Annotated in this window: 1 protein-coding gene; it reads left to right on the top strand. The window is 76.2% G+C overall.

Annotated elements, in window-relative coordinates:
• Positions 1-4,962: non-ribosomal peptide synthetase (locus RH94_RS42315; RefSeq protein WP_234425525.1), on the top strand; the 4,962-nt coding region annotated here is incomplete at both ends.

The following is a 4,962-nucleotide window of genomic DNA, read 5'->3' as shown; positions in this document are numbered from 1 at the left end:
CCCACCACGACTGGTCCGGGCGGCCCGCCGAGCGGTGCGCGCGGGAGATGGAGGCGCTGCTGGAGGCGGACCGGCGGGCCGGGATCGACCTCGGCGCGGCCCCGCTCATGCGGCTCGCGCTGATCCGCCTGGCACCGGACCGGGTGCGCATGGTGTGGACGTTCCACCACGTCCTGCTCGACGGCTGGAGCGCGGCCCAGGTGTTCGACGAGGTGTGCGAGCGGTACGCGGCCCTGACCGCCGGACACCGCCCGCGGGTGCCCGACCGGGCGCCCTTCGCCGGCTACCTGCGGTGGCTGGCCGCCCAGGACACCGGCCGTGCGGAGCGCCACTGGCGCGAGACCCTCGCCGGGTTCGCCGTCCCCACCGCACTGCCGCGCGACCGGCGCCCCGCCGGGGCCCACCGCACGTCCTCGTCGGGAACGGTCCGGGTGGCCCTCGGGCGGGAGGTGTCGGCGCGGCTGAAGGAGACCGCGCAGCGGGCCGGGCTGACCGTCAACACGGTGCTCCAGGGCGCCTGGGGGCTGCTGCTGCACCACTACGGCGGCGGTGACGACGTCGTCTTCGGCACGACCGTGTCCGGCCGCCCGGCCGAACTGCCCGGCGTGACCTCCATGGTGGGCCTGTTCATCAACACCCTGCCCACCCGGCTGCGGATCGACGGCAGGCGCCCCCTGCTGGAGTGGCTGCGCGAGGTGCAGGCCGCCCAGTCGGAGGCCCGGCGCCACGACTTCGTCTCCCTCGCCCAGTTGCAGACCTGGAGCGAGGTGCCCGGCGGCACCAACCTGTTCGACAGCATCGTCGTCTTCGAGAACTATCCGTTCGACGAGGGCGCCCTGGCCCGGCACGGGCTCGCCGTCGAGCAGGAACGCGACCTGGAGCCGACCAACTACCCGCTCGGCGTGGTCGTCGCCCCCGGCGACGACGTGACGGTGTCCCTCGACTACGACCCGGCGGCCTTCGACGCCGCCACCGTCGAAGGGCTCGGCGCGAGCCTGCGCACCCTGCTGACGCGGATCGCCGACGGCGCCGACCACCGCCTGGCCGACCTGCCGGTGCTCGAACCGGACGACGGACGCCGCCTGCTGGACCGGCTCGCGGGACCGGTGGCGGGGCCGCCGCACCGCACCCTCCCGGACGCCTTCGCGGCACAGGCCGCCCGCACCCCCGACGCCCCGGCCGTGACCGCCGGCGCCGAGCACCTCACGTACCGGCAGCTCGACGAGCGCGCCAACCGGCTGGCCCGCCTCCTGATCGAGGCCGGGGCCGGACCGGAGCGGTTCGTCGCGCTGGCCCTGCCCCGCACCGCCGACCTGGTCGTGGCGCTCCTCGCGGTCCTCAAGAGCGGCGCCGCCTACCTCCCGGTCGACCCCGGCCATCCGGCGGAGCGCATCGCGTTCCTCTTCGAGGACGTGCGGCCCGACGCGGTGATCACCCGCGCGGAGACCTCCGCGCGGCTGCCGGACGGCCCGTACACGCGGATCGCCCTGGACGATCCGGCCTGCGCCGGGCGCCTGGCCGCCGCGTCCGCCGCCCCCGTGGGTGACGGCGAGCGGAGCGGCAGGCTGCTGCCGGACCACCCGGCCTACGTCATCCACACCTCCGGCTCCACCGGCCGGCCCAAGGGCGTCGTCGTCCCCCACGCCTCGGTGGTGGCGCTGACCGACTGGGCCGCCGCCGAGTTCACCGGTCGCGGGCTCTCCCACCTGGTGGCCTCCACGTCGCTCACCTTCGACGTCTCGGTGTTCGAGATCCTCTCGCCGCTGCTGGCGGGCGGCCGCGTCGAGGTCGTCCGCGACCTGCTGGCCCTCGCCGAACGGCCCGGGCCGTGGCGTGCCGGACTGCTCAGCGCCGTCCCCTCCGCCCTGGACCGCCTGCTGGCCGAGGACACCGTGCACGTCACGGCCGACACCGTCGTCCTGGCCGGCGAGGCGCTGCCCGCCCGCGCCGTCCGCCAGGTGCGCGCGGCGGTCCCGGGCTGCCGGGTCATGAACATCTACGGCCCCACCGAGGCCACCGTCTACGCCACCGCCTTCACCTGTGACCCGGCGGACCCCGACCGGGACCCGCCCATCGGCCGGCCCGTCGGCGGCGCCCGCGCCTACGTCCTCGACGCCCGCATGCGCCCCGTGCCCGTCGGGGCGCCCGGCGAGCTGTACCTGGCCGGGACCGGCGTGGCCCGCGGCTACCTGAACCGGCCGGGCCTGACCGCGTCCCGTTTCCTCGCCGACCCCTTCGGCCCGCCCGGCAGCCGCATGTACCGCACCGGCGACCTGGTCCGCTGGACGGCCGACGGCGACCTGCTGTACCTCGGCCGGACCGACGACCAGGTGAAGGTGCGCGGCTTCCGCATCGAGCTCGGCGAGGTGGAGGCCGCGCTGGCCCGGCACCCGCGGGTGGCCGCGTCCGCCGCCCGGGTCGTGGAACACGACGGCCACAAACGCCTCGTGGGCTACGCCGTGCCCCGCGGCGGCGACGCCCCGGTACCGGCCGACCTGCGCGCCTTCCTCGCCCGGACGCTGCCCGACCACCTGGTACCGGCGGTCGTGGTGGAGCTGGAGCGGCTGCCGCTGGGCGCCACCGGCAAGCTGGACCGGCGGGCCCTGCCCGAACCGGTGTGGTCGGCCGCCGCCACCACGGAGGGCACCCGGCCGCCGCGCACCGCCACCGAGCGGACGCTCGCCGCGATCTGGTCCGAGGTGCTGGGCGTGGCCGACGTGGGCGCGACGGACAACTACTTCGCGCTCGGCGGCGACTCCATCCTCGGCATCCGGATCGTCTCCGCCGCCCGCCGGGCCGGACTCGCGCTGACGCCCCGGCACCTCTTCCAGCACCAGACGGTCGCCGAACTGGCCACGGCGGCCGAGGAGTTCCCGGCCGCGACGACCGGTGCCGAACAGGGCCCGGTCGTCGGGGACGTCCCCCTCACGCCCGTACAGCACTGGCTGTTCGACACCCTCACCGGCGACCCGGCCCGCTTCACCCAGGCGGTCTCCTTCGAGGTGGCGTCCGACACCGACGCAACGCTGCTGCGCGCCGCCCTCGCGGCGGTGCTGGAGCAGCACGACGCGCTGCGCATGCGCTGTGAACCGGCCGGCGACGGACGGTGGCGTCAGTACGGCACCCCGCCCGGCGCCGCGCCGCACCTCGAGGTGCACGACACGCCCGGAACACCGGACGCCGTGGCCGCCGGCCTGTGCTCCGGGTTCGACCTGGCACAAGGGCCGCTGCTCAAGGCCGCCCTGTGCCGCCCGGACGACCACCGGCCGCCCGTCCTGGTGCTGGCCGCCCACCACCTGGTCGTCGACGCGGTGTCCTGGCGCGTGATCCTGGAGGACCTCGACACGGCCCACCGGGCCCTGCGCGCCGGCGCCACCCCGGACCTGGGCCCGAAGACGACCTCCTTCCGGGAATGGGCCCGGCGCCTGGCCGCGCACACCGCCGACGGCGGTTTCGACGACGAGATCGCGCACTGGAGCGGCCTGCGCCCCACCGCCCTGCCGACCGACCTCACCGGCGGCAACACCGCCGCCGACGAGGAGACCGTGACGGTGAGCCTCGGCGCCGAGGACACCCGCCGGCTCCTGAAGGACGTGCCGGACGCCTACCGCACCCGCGTCAACGACGTCCTGCTGTGCGCCCTCGGCCGGGTCCTGGCCCGCTGGACGGGACAGGACCGGGTGGTGATCGCGCTGGAGGGCCACGGCCGCGAGGACCTCTTCGACGACGTCGACCTCGCCCGTACCGTCGGCTGGTTCACCACCCTGTTCCCCGTGGGCCTCGACGTGCCCCGCGACGCCGGCCTGGGGACCGCGCTGAAGACGGTCAAGGAGAACCTCCGGGCCGTGCCGCGCGGGGGAGTGGGCCACGGCGCGCTGCGTCACCTGCACCCCACGGCGGGACGCGAGCTGCCCGGCCTGCCGCAGGTGGGCTTCAACTACCTGGGACAGCAGGACTGGAGCGCGGCCGAGGACGGTCTGCTGCGCGCGCCCCACGGCGGACTGACCGGCGGCATGGACCGCTCGGCGGACCGGCCGCACCTCATCGACGTCCTCGGCCGGGTCACCGGCGAGCGGCTGGAGTTCACCTGGTCGTACTCCCGGCAGGTGCACCGGCGCGACACCGTCGCACGCCTCGCCGAGGAGACGGCGGAGGAGCTGCGGCGGATCGTCCGGCACTGCGCCGAGCCGGGCGCGGGCGGCCGCACCCCGTCGGACTTCCCGCTGGCCCGCCTCGACCAGGACCGCCTGGACCGGCTGGTCGGCGACGGGCGTGACGTGGCGGACGTCTACCCCCTCACCCCCACGCAGACCGGCATGGTCGTGCACGGTATGGACGAACCCGGTGAGGGCCTGTACACCGAACAGATCACCTTCGTCGCGGACGGCGTGCGCGAGCCCCGGCTGCTGGCGGCCGCCTGGCAGCACGTCGTGGACCGCACGCCCGTGCTGCGGACCGCCGTGGCCTTGGGCGAGGTCCCGGTCCCCCTCCAGACCGTGCACCGCCACGTCACCCTGCCCGTCACCGAACTCGACTGGAGCGGCCTGGACCCGGCGCGGCGGGACACCGAACTGCGGCGGCTGCTCGACGAGGACCGCGCCCGCGGCATCGCCCTGGACCGTCCCCCGCTGCTGCGCGTCACCCTGATCCGGCTCGGCCCCGACGAGGTGCGCGTGCTGTGGACCTTCCACCACGTCCTGCTGGACGGGTGGAGCGTCTTCCACGTGCTGTCGGACGTGATGGCCGCGCACGCCGCGCTCGCCGCCGGCGGCGAACCGCGGCTGCCGCGGCGGCGGCCCTTCGCGGACTACGCCGCCTGGCTGGCCGGCCGGGACACCGCCGCCGCCGAGGAGCACTGGAAGGCCGCCCTCGCAGGCTACGCCGCGCCCACCCCGCTGCCGTACGACCGCAGGCCCGCCCCGGGCGCCGCCGCCCGGTCGGGAACCTGGCTGTCCCGGCGGC

Origin of the sequence: Streptomyces kebangsaanensis, from assembly GCF_001906585.1 — a bacterium.
GTDB lineage: Bacteria > Actinomycetota > Actinomycetes > Streptomycetales > Streptomycetaceae > Streptomyces > Streptomyces kebangsaanensis.
Note: the sequence above shows the minus strand (reverse complement) of the source record. Positions and strands in the feature narration are given on the sequence as shown.